Raw genomic sequence first — 15,759 nt, 5'->3', positions numbered from 1 at the left:
CGCGCGTATGGCCCGCAGGTCATACGCGTATTTTCTTTTCAAGCGTGGCGATATTTTCACCCGCCACGCGTTCAACAGTGAAACGATCGACGCTCAGCAATATGAGCATCAGCCCCCTGCCGCTCTCCAGCAGCGGCGACATTTCGCAGAAACGGTCTCGCCGGGCGATCTCAAGACGCTCCTGCGGGAACGCGTCACCCGCGTCGGTAAAAACAAGGCAGACGTCATTGCCGCGGATGGCGAACTGTACGCTAAAGACGCACGAATTATCCTCATGAAGCGCGTAGCGGATGATATTCGTTGCCACTTCACAAACGGCGAGATCGAAGGCGAAACGCCACTCGTCATCGACGGGAAGCGCGCTCAGCCTGTCTCTCAGCCAGTCGGACAGCGGCGTCAGGGACGCGATCGCCGCCGGAAATTCAGCATGCTCTGGCCTCTGCATCTACTGCCCCAGCTGTGCAAGCGCGCTATGTTTATCCGGATAGATACGGAAGATGCGATCCATTCGGGTCAGGGTGAACATGTTCATGATCCCGGGGTTCAGAGAGCACAGCGCCATGTCGCCTTTCCCGTTCATCAGCTTAAACAACGACACCAGCATCCCCAGCCCGCTGCTGTCGATGAAATCCACTTTGCTAAAGTCGACGATTAAGGCTTTACGATCGCTGCCGATTTCCTCCGTCACGGACGCTTTAAACGTCGCAGCAACGGAGGCGTCCAGCCGTCGGACCGCGGGCGTGAGAATGTTGGCATGCGGTAATCGTTCGGTGTTAATTATCATTCTGTTCTCCCTGACGCTCAATCACGAGCAGTGACACGTCATCGGTTAAGGCGATCGGTTCATCACGATTTGCATTGCGCCAGCCGGTCAGGTGGTCACCGAACCGCGGCAGGAGCTGGTCAACGGGGAGCCGGGCATGCTCATGAAGCCAGCGTTCGAGACGTTGCGGGCCAAACTGCTCGCCGCTGACGTTCTCACACTCGGTAATACCGTCACTGAATAAGCATAAGCGATCCCCCGGATGGAGAGTAAACGCGACGTCTTCCCAGCTCAGATCCGGGATTAGCCCGACCGGCGGTCCGCCATCGCCCACGGACGTGACGGCGCTGTCCGCATTCACAATGAAGGGAGTAGGATGCCCGGCCTGGCACAGCCACCCTTCACCAGTCTCTGGATCGATCACGCCGTAAATGAGCGTGAAATAACTGGTGATGTCGCTCTCTTCACTGCAAAAGCGGCTGTTCAACATCCTGACAACCTCCGCAGGTGACTGAATCCCCCCCTCTTCGGTAAACAGAAAGCGATCCACCACCCGGCCATGTAAAAACTGGCGAGCCACCGCGAGGGACATCATCGCGGCCCCCACGCCGTGACCCGAGACATCAACGCAATAGAATCCCAGATGTGAATCCAGAGGGAAAATATTGAACACATCGCCCGAAACCCAGGCTGACGGCAGGAAAAGCCAGTCGGAGAAGTAGTCGCCATAGCGTAAGCGGCGTGAAGGCAGCACCGAGTGCTGAACGCGCGCAGCCAGTTCCAGATCTTTTTCAATCTGATGCAACGCTTCACTCAGGCGCTTGTTGTGCGCCGCGAGGGTCGCCTCCAGCGTAAGAATACGGACCCCGGCATGGAGCCGCGCCCGCAGTTCAGCCTGCTCAACGGGCTTACTCAAAAAATCATCCGCTCCGGCATCAAACCCCTGCGTCACGTCCCCGGCATTCTCGCGGGCCGTCAACAGGATGATATACACGTAGCGGCCAAACTGACGGTTGCGGATGGTCTGACACAGCGTCAGTCCGTCCATTTCCGGCATTTCCCAGTCGCTTATCACCATGCTGACCGGCTGGCTGGACAAGATTTCCAGCGCGTCGACACCGTTTTCCGCCTCGCTCACGATATATCCCCACTGGGTGAGCATTCGGGAGAGTAACCGACGATAAATCAGCGAATCTTCAACGATTAACACGTGCAGCGCCGACATACATCCCTCCTAAAGCGGTAAGAACCAGATGAGGCTCACGGTCCCTTCCCTGAATTTTGCATTCCCGTTGCCGTGCCCCGGATAGCGCGTTCCTGCATAATTCGCGTACTGGATGGAGAACGAACCCGGCGTATAGCCGGCATAACCGAAGCTGTAGCTGTAATCGCCGTTCCAGGGCTGCTGCTGGCTGCTGTCAGGGAACCAGAATGCCGTCGCGCGAACGAAGAAATGTTGTTTGAAGGTGTAGCCGCAGCCGCCGAGCATGACGTTTTTATTTTTGCGGATGTCATCGCTGCTGAGGTCGTAGTAGCGCGGTACCCAGCTGTACCCGACCTGGCAAATGATGGAATCCCCTTTATTAATCAGGAGCGTGTTTTCAACCGGTTTCGGTAGCGAAAACTTATAGGCCAGCGTGAAGGCGCCCTGTTCGAAATAGGTGTGTCGTCGGCTGCCCGATGTCCAGAAATGGTTATCGCCGTAGTTGCTGTAAACCAGACTCACGGTGTTGGCGTGCCAGTCATCGTAGCCGAAGCTGTAGCGAAAATCGGCGGTATAGCGGCTGGTGTCTCTGACCGGCAGTCGGGACGTAATGTTGGCAAACCAGAAGCTGTAGGGGGAATACTGAAGGCTGAGATTCAGCGTCTGGTTAATCTTTTTCTTTTCCGTGGCGGTGTCTGAACTGTTAGGAATGCTCATCCACTGCTCTTTCAGTCCCGAGCTAAAGCTCAGCGCACCTGAGAATTTCTTGTCGTTACCCGAGAACAGGCGCCCCCAACGGCTGGTAAAAACGCCTGCCTGAACGGGTTCACCGTTCTTATCGCGCAGGGTTTCTTTATCACTGCTTTGCGCCGCCTCCGCGGCGGGTATCGCGGCGAGCAGCACGCCCGCCAGAAGCCATTTTTCGCGCATAACCGCCATCCTTAGTTAGGTATCCAGCGTGCGCCGACGTCGTATTTTGCCATCAGCCACAAAATACCCAGTGCCGCCGCATGCACTAACGTGTTCTCTATCCAGGCGTGACGCCATAAATCGAAGGTGATGAACTGACTCACCAGCAGCACCACGTACACATGCAAAATAAAGGTATAGAGCGAGTGCTGCCCTAGCGGGATCAGGAACCATCCCAGCAGGCGGTTGAGCGGCGTCCAGCAATACGTCAGCACCAGATAGACGGTGACCATCAGGGCGATATCGTTCAATACCCGCACCGGGCCCAGCCCATTCTTCGCCGCCCAGGTGTGATAAAACGAATTGAAGCTGTCAGGCGGGATGACGTGCATCAGCAGCGCGGGTGGCATAAACGGGTTGGTATGGTTCTGGGCAACAAATCCCAGCACCAGTGACACCATGACCAGCGCCACCACCACCCCTTTGCCCGGGGGCGTCCGGGCGAACGAGAGCAGTTCGGCTTTATACCAGCCGCTGGCCATGCCCAGCACAAAGATGAACTGCCAGGCGAGCAGCGGGAAGGCAAATTCGAATTCCGACGGCGTCAGCCGGAGCGGCCACCGCTGCCACAGGCTGTACACCAGCAGCGACAGCCCTAACAGCCACCAGACTTTTCCTTTCTGCAGCATCCCTAAAAATAGCGGGCTGAGTAGCAGCAAAAAGATATACAGTCCGAGAATTTGCGTCTGGTGGGGGCCGATCTGCAAATAGAGAATAATGTTGAACCAGGTCTCTTTAATTTGCGGCGTCACAGGATAAAGCGACCAACTTTGACCCGAAAAGCGGTCGGTAAAATGGGTGACCTGGAAAACGTTAATATGTGGGATATAGGCCAGCAGAATAAACGACACTATGATAATGATATTTACGCGATATATTTTCCATGCCCTGAGATAAAGCCCCCAGGAAACCGTAAGCAAAACCACTTTTTGCAGACGCGCGCGATTCAGCATTCCCAGCATAAACCCGGAGAGAATGACAAAGCCTTCTGCACCTGTTGTTAACCCAAAACGCTCCCAGGAGAATATATTAAATATCGACATCACCTCCGTATGCGCCACGACCATCATGACGAGGGCAATGCCGCGCATAAAGTCAATTCTCAGGTCACGGGCACCTGCAACGGAATACCTCCATGTTATTGATTTAGCGTCATCTTCTTGCGCAATCGACGGCGCAACATGGCTCATAGGGTGTCCTTTGCCTGAAAACGAAAATTAAGGTCTAAATAAAGTAGATAGTCTAAAGGAATAGTAACTGCAATTTATAACCGGCAGATGAAACATATTAAGCAGAATTAAATCCAAATTAATCACCACTTCATATTAATAAAAACGACGCTGGACACTTTTATTCGGCGTTCTACACTTATCTTAAATCTTGTTTACTCGCTATTTTCTTTCGCTTTTGGGCAACTGTCTGCGCAGCAGAATGGGTCTGCATTTTCACGGAATCAGGAACGCCGGAACTATGGATTTTTATTTTTCCCGTTTTGAACATCGTCGTCCTCCGGAACCGTTAACAACACCGCGTTGGGTCATGATGACCTGGCAGGTATTAGCGGTCGCGGCACTTATTCTGGGTGCAAATTATATTTACTGGCGCTGGACCGCCTCCCTGAATACTGACGCATTATGGTATGCCATACCGCTGGTCCTCGCCGAAACGCTGGCGTGGATAGGGACCGTGCTGTTTACCATCAACTTATGGAAAGAACAGGATCCCCCCCAGTGTCCGCCCCCCGGCGAAATTAACGAATGCCTGTTTCCGGAAGAGGCCGTAGAATCTCGTCCTGTTAAAGTGGATTTGTTCATTGCCACCTACTCGGAAGACACCGAGCTGGTCAGGCTGTCCATTCGCGACGCCCTGAAGATGGCCTACCCGTACCCGATTGACTACCGGATCCACGTGCTTGATGACGGCCGCCGCCCGGAGATGAAAGCCGTCTGCGACGAGGAAGGCATTAACTATATCAGCCGCCAGACCAACATCGGCTTTAAGGCCGGCAACCTGCGCAACGGTCTTGAGCAAACCGACGGTGATTTCATTGTTATCTGCGACGCCGATACCCGCGTATTTCCCACCCTGCTCAGCCATACGCTGGGCTATTTTCGCGATCCGGACGTGGCCTGGGTGCAGACGCCGCAGTGGTTCTTTGACCTTCCGGAAGGAGAAAATCTTTCACGCTGGGGCCAGCGAAAAGCCGGAAAAGTGGGCTATGGTCTGGGCTGGCTGATTCAAAAGTGTGTTGGCCCGGTCACCGTAGGCCGCGACCCGTTTTTTAACGATCCGCGCATGTTCTATGACGTGATCCTGCGGCGGCGCAACTGGGCTAACGCGGCTTTCTGCTGCGGCGCGGCCTCCATCCACCGGCGGGAGGCGGTCATGCAGGCCGCGCTGAGAAGCTACGTCTGGTCCGTCGAAGAGGAGATCCATCGCCACACCCGCGACATCCGCGATGAAGAAACCCGCGAAGCGCTGCAGGAGGCGATGCGCCCGCACGTGGCGTTTGACACCGAGCTCACCCCCTACAAATTTCACGTCTCCGAAGATATTTACACCTCGGTGCTGCTGCACGGTGACGCCGCGCGACGCTGGCGCTCGGTCATGCATCCGCGGGTGGAGTCGAAGATGCTCTCTCCGCAGGATATGCTGACCTGGATGATCCAGCGCTTTAAATACGCCGCCGGCTCGCTGGATATTTTGTTCCATGACAATATCTTCAGCCGTCGCCGCTTCCGGCTTTCCCTCCCTCAGACGCTGATGTATGCCACCACCTTCTGGTCTTACATGGCCTGCGTGTGGAACACGGTATTTTTGATTTCGCCCATTATCTATCTGTTCACCGGCATTCCGCCGGTATCCGCATGGTCGACGCCGTTCTATCTCCACTTTCTCCCCTTTTTTATCTTCTCTGAACTGGCGTTTATGTTCGGGACATGGGGGATCTCGGCCTGGGACGGCAGGGCCTCTTACCTCTCCTTCTTTTCCATGAACCTGCGCGCGCTCAATACCGTGCTGCGGGGCGAGCAGATCAAATTTCACGTCACGCCAAAAGAGCGGCAGACGGGCCGTTTTCTCTACCTGGTGAAGCCGCAGATTGCCATTGTGGTGCTGACCCTCGCAGGGCTTATCTGGGGCGGTATTCAGGTGGCGCGTGGACAGGTGGACGACCCCTCCGGCTACGTCATCAATATTTTCTGGGGAGGGGTGAACATCGCCGCCATGCTGCCGCTGATTTTCGCGGCCATGTGGACGCCCGCCGAAGAGGATGAGGTCACCCAATGAGGATACGTGATGCCCTGCTGCCCGCGCGCAGCTACCTCACCATTTTGCTCGGGTTCCTGCTCGGCTTTGCCATTGTGGTCTGGGTGGAGAAACAGATGCCCACGCGCGTGGAAAGCAGCGGCGGCATCGCGCTCAGCAAAGACTTCCCGCCGCTGCCTGCGAAGCGCGCCCTGACCTATGACGAAGCCATCTGGGCGCGGGTCGCCTGGCAATACTACGTGAATAATACCCAGCCAAACGGCCTGCCGAATGCCAGCGACGGTGAACCCTGGCTGAGCCTCTGGAGCGTGGGAAGCTACCTGTTTGCGACCGCTGCCGCAGAGCAGCTCAACATTATTTCCGCCGATGAGTTCGACGAGAGGATCGGTACGGCCCTGTTCGCGCTGGGGCAGCTGCCGCTCAACGAGCGAGGCCTCCCGGCCGCGTATTACCATGCCGACACCCTGAAAATCCTCGGCAAACCCGACGCCTCGGCAATTGGGCTTAGCCGCCTGCTGACGGCGCTTCAGACCCTCCTGTGGCGCTATCCTCAGCACGCGGCGGCTATCCACGATCTCTTCAGCCTCTGGAACACAGGCACTCTGATTGAACATAACGTCCAAAGCCAGGCGGCCGTGCCGCTCCATCACTGGACGCTGACCGATGACGAACAGCGGGACAGCTTTGGCTACCGTCTCTATGCCAGCCATACGCTGCGCCTGATTGACAGCGCGGCAGGCATCGCGGTAACCAACCCGCCTGAAGGGCAAAAGATGATCGATCTGGACGGCGTGATGGTGCCGGATGAAGGGCTACGCACGCCCTGGGGCAAGCAAACCTCCCTGATCAGTCTCCCCTACCTGTTAACCGGCCTTGAACTGGGCTTTGACGCGCAGAGCGCTGAGATTGCGTGGCGGATTATGCAGATCCAGCAGCGACGTCATAGCCTGCGCAGCCCAAAACCCCCTGTCAGCACGGATTACGCCGAACCGGCGCCGGATTACGTCAACGATCTGCCGAACCGGCAGCCGGTACAGGCGCGCAACCTGCGCGACGAGGTGCCGGAGAAAGTGGCAATTACCTCCACCCGCACCGCGTTTGCCTGGTATGCTCTGTTCCGCAACAGCTGGAGCGAAGCGCTGCGCCAGCAGGTTCTGCCGCTTCAGGTACCGGGTAAAGGCTGGCAGCGCGGATTAAATCTCAACAACAGCGTCAATGCCGTCGTGGACGCCGATACCAATGCCATTGTGCTGGAAAGTCTGTCTTACATCGCGCATGGTCAGATGCTCTGTCTGGCCTGCCTCTACACTTCCCCCTCAGCAGGAGCAACGCCATGAAGCCACGATCCCCGATCCTTTTCCACCTGCTCACGGGAATAACGATCTGCTGGCTGGCGTTATCGACCGTGCGTGCGGACACCGAGCTTCCTGCATCAGGTTACTCCCCGCGCAGCGGCGAGCTGACGGCCCGAGAGATGACCATCGCGAAAAACGCCTGGCAGTATTTCGTCACTAACTATCAGCCCACGACGGGCCTGGTAAATGCGGTAAACAAATTTCCCTCCACCACCATGTGGGACAGCGCCTCCTATCTGGCCGCCCTGACGGCGGCGCGCGAGCTCGGGATCATTGATAAAGCGGAATTTGACCGCCGGATGCTGAAATTTCTCGCCACGTTAAACACCCTGGTACTGTTCCGCAACGAGCTGCCCAACAAGGCCTATAACACCATCAGCGCCCAGAAGGTGGACTACACCAACAAGCCCGGCGAAATTGGCTTCTCGGCGCTGGATATCGGGCGAATGCTGGTCTGGCTGAAAATCGTCAAAGAGCGCTATCCGGAATACGGCAACAGCATTGATAACGTGGTGCTCGGCTGGGATTTCAGCCACGCGATCGACCCCTGCGGCACGCTGTACGGGGCCTATCTCGAGAACGGCCAGCCGAAGTACGTTCAGGAAGGTCGGCTGGGCTATGAAGAGTACGGCGCGGCCGGGTTCCAGCTTTGGGGGTTTAATACCTGTAAAGCCAGCCGTCCGCAGCCTTACGAGCTGGCCGAAATCTACTGCGTGCTGGTCCCGTACGATACGCGCGACCCGCGCAACACGTCGCAGCATAACTACGTGGTGACGGAATCCTACCTGCTCTACGGGCTGGAGTTCGGCTTTGATAAACCGACCGACCGGGATAACGCCCCGCGCGACTACTCCCTGACGTGGATGAAAAACTTTGCTGACCGTGTTTATCAGGCTCAGGAGAACCGCTATACCATTACCGGCGTCCTCACCGCGCGCTCCGAGCACCAGCTCGATAAGGCCCCTTACTTCGTCTATGACACCGTCTTCAGCGACGGATACAACTGGAACACCATTACCGATAAAGGCCAGTTCGTCCCCAACGCTGCCGCGATATCGCTGAAGGCGGCGCTGGGCATGTGGGTGCTGTGGAACTCCCCCTATACCGACCGCCTGCTGAATACGATTGAGAATGCCAACGAAGAGGGAAAAGGCTACTACGAAGGGCTGTATGAAAACGGTGACGGCCCGATCAAAGAGTTCACCGCGAACAATAACGGCATCATGCTGGAAGCCCTGCTGTTCAAGAAAGAGGGAAAACTGCTGGCCTTCAACACCGACAACCCAAAGAGCAAGGATTTTGCCCCGTCGCTGTGGGATCGCAAGCTGCTCGATCAGTTTGAAGAGAACAACGCGCTGCGCAGCCGTCCGTTCCTTAGCAGCACACCGGACATAAAAAGCTGGTGCGACCGGACCGGCGTCAAGCAGCGTACCAAACCCGCCTGTCAGGCCTGTCAGTGCGCGTCATGCAGCGTGGACGAGCCCGTTAAACTGCCTCCGGTGACTGCGCAATGCTTAAAACCTTAGCCAGAGGGCTCGCGGGATTACTCCTTGCAGGCGGGGTCATCTTTGCCCTGTTTGGCCATCAGGGAGCAGGCTGGCGCTGGCTAATCCACGGCGGCTGGCACTCCAGCGCGCGTATCGCCGCCCTGACGCCGGAAGAGCAGACGTGGGCGACGATCGCCTGGCGCTATTTCGTCAATAATACCCAGCCGCAAACGGGCCTGGTCAACGGGAGCGACAAACAGCCCCGCGTCACGCTCTGGCAAATGGGCGATACGCTTATCGCCCTGCTGGCGGCAAAAGAGCTGGGGCTGATTGAGGACGCCGAGTATGACGCTCGCTTAACCCGTCTCATGGGCACCCTTAACCGCCTGATGCTGACCGATGCCCGAACGCCGGGTCGACTCTATTCCAGCCAGACTGCGACGCCAGTCGACTTTAGCGGCAAGCCCAGCAAAAACGGCTGGTCCGCGCGCGACATGGCGCGTCTGATGCTCGCCCTGCGCCTTACCGCAGAGCGGGAGCCGCAGTACAGCGAATACCTGGATAAAATTATCCTGCGCTGGAATTTCTGCCCCGTCATCGATAGCGAAGGCGAGCTATGGTCCTCTTCCCTGCAAAACGGTCAGCCGGTCGTGCGGGAGGAACTGCGGCTGGGCGAAAGTGAATATGCCGCGACGGCGTTTCAGCTGTGGGGATTCTCCCCCGATAAAGCGTTTACGCCCCCGGCGCACCACGTCATCATCGCCCAGCGGCGTCTGGCCGTCGATGCCCGCGATCCGCGCACCACGTGGCAGCCCTCTCTGATTACCACCCTTCCCTATATGCTGCCGGGCCTGGAGTTTGGCTGGGAGCCAGACGGCGTTGCGGCCGATCTGCAACAGCGTCTGCGCAAGCAGGCCGAAAACGTCTGGCTGAGCCAGAAGACCCGCTGGGAGACCGATAAAATCATGACGGCCAGGGCAGATTTCACGCTCTCTCAGGCGCCCTGGCATATCCAGGATACCGTCTGGGGAAATGGCTATGCCTGGAACTCTGTCGGAGACGATGGCCGGGACTACACCCGTTTCGCACAGGTATCGACTAAAGCGGTTTTTGCCCTGTGGGCCCTGTGGGACACCCCGTACACCGACGTGCTGATGACGGTCACCCAACACCTTAACGATCCGCAGAAAGGCTGGTATGAAGGCCGTCAGGAAGCCACGGGCGATACCAACGCTGCCTTAACCCTCTCGACCAACGCCACGGTGCTGGAAGCCCTTTTCTTTAAACACAACGCCGGGCCTCTGTTTGACGTGCGTCGGTCGAAGAAAGAGAGCTACTTCTCACGCCGCCTGGCGGAGCAATACACGCCCATCGGGCACTGTCTGCCGGGCGAAAGCACCATAAGGAGGACGCCGTGAAGTTCTATCGCGATCTGTTTGAATCCAGTCTGAACCGCGTCTTTCCGAATAATGAAAAAACCGCGTTTTTTCAGACGTTCTATGACGCCTTCGTCCATATGTCACCCGAAACCGAGGCACATTTTTCTCGTCTGCCGGATCGGGAGGGCCAGCAGACCCTGTTTAAAAGCTTCTTCGCCATGCTTGCGGTCGACGGCGCCCTGATCGTCCCTGATTTTCTCGAGCGCCTGGCGCGGGAGCAAAGCGACGACGGCCTCCACCTTCCCCCGCGGTTTTTTGCCCTTTGGCGCGAAGCGATGTTGAACGCGGTGAGCCTGCGCGATCCGCAGTGCGACGATGAGATCCTCACCGCCTGGGCCATGGCGATCGCGCCCGGGCTGGAATACCTTCGCCGACAGGCAGAACTGCACTACCGCGCGTAGGGGGAATCACGATGAGTTCATTCACGTACGATCTTAACGCGCTGCCGGCCGCCGTCATGATTTATGACCGCGAGGAACGCCTGCAGGCCTGGAATCACAACGTGGCCCTGTTTTATCCGGTCATAACCCCGTGGCTGAAGGTGGGAACGACACTTGAGGCGCTGGCGGAACGCTTTATCGATGCCGTTTACAACGTCGACCCTGGCCTGCGGCAGACGCTGCGTGAGTCGATCGTGCGCAACTGTCGGCAGGATAAACACTGCGAGGTGCGCCAGGCGGGCCAGCGGCGGATCTTCGTCCAGCATCAGCGGCTTGCGGACGGTGGTATTGTCAGCCTGCACAGCGATGTTACGGAGCTGGATGAAGCGCAGCGCGCGCGCCACCAGCTGCATGACGACTTTCTGCTGACGGCGGAATCCATTCATATCGGGATCTGGGACTGGCAGGTTTCCGGCGACACGCTCCAGGTCAACGATACCCTGCTTGCCATGCTGGGCCAGTCGCGCACACAGTGGCGATATCCGGTGCGTTTTCTCCTCAATCAGGTCCACGAGGACGATCGCGCAGCGCTACGCAAGGCGCTGCACGCTTCGAAGCAGGATCATCGTCCGGTCTTTGAATGTGAAATTCGCGTGCATCACCCTACCGAAGGGCTGCGCTGGATGCTGCTGTCCGGCCAGGTGGTTACGCTCTCCATTGAGGGAAACGCAGAGCGCGTTATTGGCACGCTGCAGGATATTACGCGGCGCAAAGAGGCTGAAATTCAGGCGTTCGCCTCGGCCATTGAGGCACAAAAAGCCAATGAGGCAAAAAGCGCGTTTCTGGCGAATATGAGCCATGAAATTCGTACCCCGATGAACGGCATTATTGGCATGACCCAGCTGTGCCTGGATACGTCTCTCAGTGCCGATCAGCGCGACTATCTGACCCTGGTGATGAGCTCTGCCCAGTCTCTGCTGCATATCATCAACGATATTCTCGACTTTTCCCGAATTGAAGCCGGCAAAGTGGAGCTGGAGTCGGAACCCGTACCTGTCCGCCCCTTTATTCAGTCGCTCATTCGCCCGCACATGCCGGGGGCGAGCGAAAAAGGCATCGAGCTGCTGGTTGATATTGCGCCCGACGTTCCCGACGTGCTGCTGGTTGACGGCGCGCGGCTGCGGCAAATCCTGACCAATCTGCTGGGCAACGCGCTGAAATTTACCCATCAGGGAGAAGTTATCCTGGTGGTTGAGCCCGGCGATAGCGCGAATCGATGGCGTTTTCGCGTGCGCGACAGCGGCATTGGCATACCGGCAGATAAGCAGAAGGCCATTTTTGAAGCCTTCAGCCAGGCGGACAACTCAACCACCCGCCGCTATGGCGGTACGGGGCTCGGACTAACCATCTCGGCAAGACTGGTTGCGGCCATGGGGGGCGAATTAACGGTCTCCAGCGAGCCGGGAAAAGGAAGCGAATTTTCGTTCTCGCTGTCGCTGGCGGCGCAGCCCCTTGCGCCCGGAGAGCGCCCACATAGCCAGCGCTTTAACGGTGAACCCGTACTGGTGGTTGATGATAACGCGACCAACCTGCGGCTGCTGGCCGCGATGCTCAGCCAGATGGGACTGAAACCCACCTGCGTTAACAACGCCAGCGAGGCCATTGATCGGGTTAGAACGGGAACAGCGTGGCCCCTGATCCTGCTGGACGCGCAGATGCCGGATATGGACGGCGTGTCTCTGGCCCTTGAGCTTTCGGTTCTGCCGCAGGTTGCTGAAAGTCATATCATCATGCTGAGCTCCATGAGCCGACATTTTGATATCAATATGCTGAAGCGGATCGGAATCAAGAACTATCTGCATAAGCCTATCGCCCAGGATGAATTACATCAGGCGATTGCCGCCGCGTTTGAACGTTCACCAGCACCCGTGGGTGAAAGCACGCCCGCGCCTGTCGCCTCGCCTGCAGCCACGGGCCTGCGGATCCTGCTGGCTGAAGATAATCTGGTCAACCAGAAGGTCGCCGCGCGACTGCTCGAGCGGCTCGGCCATAGCTGTCAGATCGTCGACAATGGCGTCGCGCTGCTGGAACGCTGGCGCGCGGATGCGTGGGACGTTTTACTGATCGACCTTCAGATGCCAGAGATGGACGGTGAGACCGCCATTCGCCTGCTTCGTGAAGAAGAGCAGTCCCGGCCCGGACCGCCTCAACCCACCGTCGCCATGACCGCACACGCCATGCAGGGGGATAAAGAGCGCTGCCTGAACATGGGGTTCGACGGCTATATTGCCAAACCCATCAGCCAGGAGCGTCTCGCTGAAGAGATTGCCCGCGTGCTCCAGCACCACGAAGACGCCTCCGGTTTTCCGGATGAAGCACGCCTGCTGAAGCAGTGTGCTGACGATCCCACCCTGGTACAGGAGCTGCTGGCCCTGTTTGGCGAAGGGCTAAATGAAGCAATCAAAACCATTACCCAGGCGATCGACAGCAACGACCGCGAGGCGCTGCGACGCGCGGCCCACAAGCTGCGCGGAGAAGCCGTCACCCTGGACTTCAGCACGCTCGCACAGCAGCTGCAGGTGCTGGAAAGCGACGCACATACGCTGGATGGGCGCCAGCTTGCGGCCCTGAAAGAAAATCTTCGCCAGGAATCGCTGCGCCTGATGGCGTGGCTCAACGCGCGCCGGGTAAACAAATGAACGCTCGCAACTGCACGCTGCTCGTTGCCCTGTTGACCACCCACGCGGTGGCGAATTCTGCGCCGGTCAGTTGGTCTCTGGCCGGAGAATGGCAGGTTCAGGATGCCAATGACAGCGCACATCCTGCCGCATCAGGCTGGCACCCGCTTCAGGTCCCTGCCAACTGGTACAGCGCCGGGTACGATCATCAGGGCGCGCTGTGGTACAAGCACGCGTTTACCCTGCCCGTGCAGCCCCCCGACGTGATGAGTACCCTGGTGTTTGACGGCGTCGATTACCTGGCAGACGTGACCCTGAACGGCCAGCCGCTGGGCAAGCATGAGGGCTACTTTCAGCGTTTTTCGCTGGACGCCAGCCCGGCGTTACAACGTCACAATCGACTCGTCGTCAGGGTAGACAGCCCCTACGAAGATCCGCACAAGATCTGGCCTTTGCATAAAACGGCCATGAAGGGGGTTCTGAATCAGCATGACACGCGTCCCGGTGGCGCCTGGTCGCCGGAAGGACAGGACGCTAACTCGGGCGGCATCTGGGCACCGGTCCGGCTACACCTTAGCCGGGGCGCCACCCTTGATGAGACCATCCTGCGGCCCGACTGGTCGCAGGGGCTGACTCGCCCGACGCTAAAAGCGGAGATTCGCTACCGCGCGCTCGATCAGGGCCCGGCGACCGTGCGGCTCACCGCCACACCCGCCAACTTCAGCGGCAGGCTCTATCAGGCTGACTTTCCGGTTACTCTCGAAAGCGGTGCCCATTCCGTGCAGGTGACGCTGCCCATGCCGAAGGCAAAGCTGTGGTGGCCGATCGGCACGGGGAAACCCCACCTGTATACCGTTCGCGTGGCGTTGCGAGATGCAAACGGCTTAATGGACACGACGGTAACCCGCACCGGGCTGCGCAAAATAGTCGAGCAGCCCGACAATAAGGGCTGGCTCATAAACGACAGGCGCCTTTTTATTAAGGGCAGCAATTACATCGGTTCCCCCTGGCTCGGTACCATGACGCGAAAAAAATACCGACGCGACCTTCGTCTGGTGGAAGCCATGAACGCCAAAGCCATACGCGTGCACGGACACGTTGCCGGACGTGCGTTGTATGACGTGGCCGATGAGATGGGCATGATGATCTGGCAGGATGTTCCGCTGCAGTGGGGCTACAACAACAGTGCGGCTTTCACGGAAAATGCGGTTCGACAGACGCGGGAGATGATCGAACAGTTTGGCAATTCCCCCGCCATCATCGTCTGGGGCGGGCATAACGAACCGCCGTGGAACTCGCCGTGGATGGAAAAACGCTTCCCGGACTGGAATAAAGATCTGAATCGCGAGCTCACGCAAAAGGTGGCGGATACGCTTGCCGAAGATACCTCCCGCATCGTGCACCGCTTCTCCGCCGTTGAGGAGCATTACTGGGCGGGCTGGTACTTTGGCACCGTGCGCGACCTGCTGGCCCCAGCCAAAACGGGGATCATTACCGAGTTCGGCGCGCAGGCGCTTCCCCGCCTGTCAACGCTAAAAACCATCATCCCGGCGGCGTCGCTCTGGCCAAAAACGACCGCCGCCGACGATCCCGGCTGGACCGTCTGGAAATACCATAATTTTCAGCCCTTCCAGACCTTTAAGTTCGCCGGTATTCCGCGCGGGAAGAATATTCAGGCGATGATTCGCAATACCCAGGCGTACCAGTCTCAGCTGGTGGCCACTGCGGCCGAAAGCTATCGCCGACAGCGATACCAGCCGGTGACGGCCCTGTTCCACTTTATGTTTGTGGAAACCTGGCCCTCCATCAACTGGGGCGTGGTGGACTACCTGCGTAAGCCTAAAGCCGGGTTTTACGCGCTCCAGCGCGCGTACCAGCCTGTTTTGCCGTCCATCGAACCGGTCACCGCGCAGTGGCAATCCGGCGCGGCGGCGACCGTGCGCCTCTGGGCCATCAACGACACCTGGAAACCGTGCCGCGAATGCCGTCTGAGCTGGCGCATCACCCAGCGCGACAAGGTGCTGGCTAAAGGCACGACGACGATGACGATCGCAGCAGACTCGGGAACGATGGTCAAAACGCTGACGGCTACGCCCGTGGGCCAGGACGACGTGTCGATTCGGTTTACGATTGAAAACAGCGCGGGAAAAATTGTCGGTGAAAATCAGCGCACGGAGTCCGTCATAAAGTGAGCGAGGGGAAAAGGAAAATTGCCGC

The 15,759-nt window shown here is 58.1% G+C and carries 12 protein-coding genes; 7 read left to right on the top strand and 5 right to left on the bottom strand.

The window, feature by feature from the left end; genetic code table 11:
• Positions 1 to 19 precede the first annotated feature (19 nt).
• Genes IM265_RS02970 through opgC form a run of 5 tightly spaced genes read right to left on the bottom strand, consistent with a single transcriptional unit; the run spans position 20 to position 4,126 of the window.
• Complete coding sequence (locus tag IM265_RS02970; protein WP_041909935.1) at positions 20 to 445, bottom strand: ATP-binding protein; 426 nt, start codon at positions 443 to 445, stop codon at positions 20 to 22.
• Positions 446 to 784 carry an STAS domain-containing protein gene (locus IM265_RS02965; protein WP_028013194.1) on the bottom strand — a complete coding sequence of 113 codons (339 nt, stop codon included), beginning with the start codon at positions 782 to 784 and terminating at the stop codon, positions 446 to 448. It abuts the gene before it with no gap.
• On the bottom strand, positions 774 to 1,988 hold the full coding sequence (locus IM265_RS02960; RefSeq protein ID WP_028013195.1) for a PP2C family protein-serine/threonine phosphatase: 1,215 nt from the start codon (positions 1,986 to 1,988) through the stop codon (positions 774 to 776). Before IM265_RS02960 ends, IM265_RS02965 begins: the two co-directional genes overlap by 11 nt.
• Positions 1,989 to 1,997: 9 nt before the next feature.
• Positions 1,998 to 2,897: a hypothetical protein gene (locus IM265_RS02955; protein ID WP_028013196.1), complete on the bottom strand. Its 900-nt coding sequence runs from the start codon at positions 2,895 to 2,897 to the stop codon at positions 1,998 to 2,000.
• A gap of 11 nt (positions 2,898 to 2,908) precedes the next feature.
• Positions 2,909 to 4,126, bottom strand: coding sequence for an OpgC domain-containing protein (opgC, locus tag IM265_RS02950; RefSeq protein ID WP_193030673.1), 1,218 nt, complete (start codon positions 4,124 to 4,126; stop codon positions 2,909 to 2,911).
• 280 nt (positions 4,127 to 4,406) lie between these two features.
• On the opposite strand from opgC, the gene IM265_RS02945 reads away from it, so the two are divergent.
• From IM265_RS02945 to IM265_RS02915, 7 genes are read left to right on the top strand one after another with little or no spacing between them, the layout of a single operon-like run.
• Positions 4,407 to 6,224, top strand: a complete 1,818-nt coding sequence (locus IM265_RS02945) for a glycosyltransferase (protein ID WP_193030675.1) — start codon at positions 4,407 to 4,409, stop codon at positions 6,222 to 6,224.
• A complete protein-coding gene (locus IM265_RS02940) occupies positions 6,221 to 7,540 on the top strand; it encodes a DUF3131 domain-containing protein (RefSeq protein ID WP_193030677.1) in 1,320 nt (439 codons plus the stop codon). The genes IM265_RS02945 and IM265_RS02940 overlap by 4 nt, the downstream gene beginning before the upstream one ends.
• Entirely contained in the window at positions 7,537 to 9,084 is a 1,548-nt protein-coding gene (locus IM265_RS02935; RefSeq protein ID WP_193030679.1) for a DUF3131 domain-containing protein, read from the top strand. The genes IM265_RS02940 and IM265_RS02935 overlap by 4 nt, the downstream gene beginning before the upstream one ends.
• Complete coding sequence (locus IM265_RS02930) at positions 9,069 to 10,463, top strand: DUF3131 domain-containing protein (RefSeq protein WP_193030681.1); 1,395 nt, start codon at positions 9,069 to 9,071, stop codon at positions 10,461 to 10,463. Before IM265_RS02935 ends, IM265_RS02930 begins: the two co-directional genes overlap by 16 nt.
• Positions 10,460 to 10,885 carry a hypothetical protein gene (locus IM265_RS02925; protein WP_028013202.1) on the top strand — a complete coding sequence of 142 codons (426 nt, stop codon included), beginning with the start codon at positions 10,460 to 10,462 and terminating at the stop codon, positions 10,883 to 10,885. Before IM265_RS02930 ends, IM265_RS02925 begins: the two co-directional genes overlap by 4 nt.
• Positions 10,886 to 10,896: 11 nt before the next feature.
• A complete protein-coding gene (locus IM265_RS02920) occupies positions 10,897 to 13,563 on the top strand; it encodes a PAS domain-containing hybrid sensor histidine kinase/response regulator (RefSeq protein ID WP_193030683.1) in 2,667 nt (888 codons plus the stop codon).
• Entirely contained in the window at positions 13,560 to 15,734 is a 2,175-nt protein-coding gene (locus IM265_RS02915) for a glycoside hydrolase family 2 TIM barrel-domain containing protein (protein ID WP_193030685.1), read from the top strand. Before IM265_RS02920 ends, IM265_RS02915 begins: the two co-directional genes overlap by 4 nt.
• Positions 15,735 to 15,759 lie beyond the last annotated feature (25 nt).

The sequence above is a fragment of the Enterobacter cloacae complex sp. P17RS genome, assembly GCF_014895885.1.
In the GTDB taxonomy this organism is placed as follows: Bacteria; Pseudomonadota; Gammaproteobacteria; order Enterobacterales; family Enterobacteriaceae; genus Enterobacter; species Enterobacter bugandensis.
The sequence above is the reverse complement of the archived record's forward strand: the minus strand, read 5'-3'. Positions and strand labels throughout refer to the sequence as shown.

What these genes read in the sequence shown, in the direction of transcription:
- IM265_RS02970 (WP_041909935.1), bottom strand. Translation starts at nt 445, where the DNA reads ATGCAGAGGCCAGAGCATGCTGAATTTCCGGCGGCGATCGCGTCCCTG.
- IM265_RS02940 (WP_193030677.1), top strand. Translation starts at nt 6,221, where the DNA reads ATGAGGATACGTGATGCCCTGCTGCCCGCGCGCAGCTACCTCACCATT.
- IM265_RS02965 (WP_028013194.1), bottom strand. Translation starts at nt 784, where the DNA reads ATGATAATTAACACCGAACGATTACCGCATGCCAACATTCTCACGCCC.
- IM265_RS02915 (WP_193030685.1), top strand. Translation starts at nt 13,560, where the DNA reads ATGAACGCTCGCAACTGCACGCTGCTCGTTGCCCTGTTGACCACCCAC.
- IM265_RS02955 (WP_028013196.1), bottom strand. Translation starts at nt 2,897, where the DNA reads ATGCGCGAAAAATGGCTTCTGGCGGGCGTGCTGCTCGCCGCGATACCC.
- IM265_RS02930 (WP_193030681.1), top strand. Translation starts at nt 9,069, where the DNA reads ATGCTTAAAACCTTAGCCAGAGGGCTCGCGGGATTACTCCTTGCAGGC.
- opgC (WP_193030673.1), bottom strand. Translation starts at nt 4,126, where the DNA reads ATGAGCCATGTTGCGCCGTCGATTGCGCAAGAAGATGACGCTAAATCA.
- IM265_RS02920 (WP_193030683.1), top strand. Translation starts at nt 10,897, where the DNA reads ATGAGTTCATTCACGTACGATCTTAACGCGCTGCCGGCCGCCGTCATG.
- IM265_RS02935 (WP_193030679.1), top strand. Translation starts at nt 7,537, where the DNA reads ATGAAGCCACGATCCCCGATCCTTTTCCACCTGCTCACGGGAATAACG.
- IM265_RS02945 (WP_193030675.1), top strand. Translation starts at nt 4,407, where the DNA reads ATGGATTTTTATTTTTCCCGTTTTGAACATCGTCGTCCTCCGGAACCG.
- IM265_RS02960 (WP_028013195.1), bottom strand. Translation starts at nt 1,988, where the DNA reads ATGTCGGCGCTGCACGTGTTAATCGTTGAAGATTCGCTGATTTATCGT.